General features: G+C 62.0%; 1 pseudogene. It reads right to left on the bottom strand.

Features of this window, described 5'->3' with window-relative positions:
- Nucleotides 1–209: pseudogene (locus WH91_RS21305) on the bottom strand (hypothetical protein); the annotation flags it as partial.
- Between the last annotated feature and the right edge of the window lie 320 nt (nt 210–529).

The raw sequence follows: 529 nt of genomic DNA, 5'->3' as shown, positions 1-529 counted from the left end.
TGCTGCGTGACCACCGCACCATAATCGGAGCCGACAACGGCTACCCATCGCACATCCTTTTCTTCATTTTCTCCTCCCTTCCCCTCCTCCTTTTTTCCCATCTTCCCTCCCTTCTCCTCCCCCATTCTTCCTTTCTCTTCCCCCCCCTCCTCCCCTCTTTCTTTATCTGCCCCTTCTCCCTTTCCTCCCCCCCTTTTCTTTCTTCTCATCGCCCTCGTCACCTCTCCTTATTCCTCTACCCTCTCCTTTTCCCCCTTTCCTCTTCTCTCTTTTCCCCCTCCTCCTCCCCCTCGCTCCCTCCCCTCGTCCCCGTCCTCTGCGCTGTCTCGTGCGTCCCGTCCCTTGTGGCCCCTTCCTGCTCCGTGCTGTCCCTCCGGCTGGCGCCGGCTCGCTGTCCCCTTCCGCTTCCGGCTTCTCGTCCTTCCCGTCCCCGTTCCCTCCCGTCGCTAGCGTCGTCAGTGCCCTCCCGGGCCTTTCCTGTTCGGTTCGACAGCGGGAATGCTTCGCGTTCGTGGGAGACCGCGGCCGC

This window comes from Devosia psychrophila (assembly GCF_000971275.1).
Lineage (GTDB): Bacteria > Pseudomonadota > Alphaproteobacteria > Rhizobiales > Devosiaceae > Devosia > Devosia psychrophila.
This window is presented reverse-complemented; position numbering and strand designations above follow the sequence as displayed.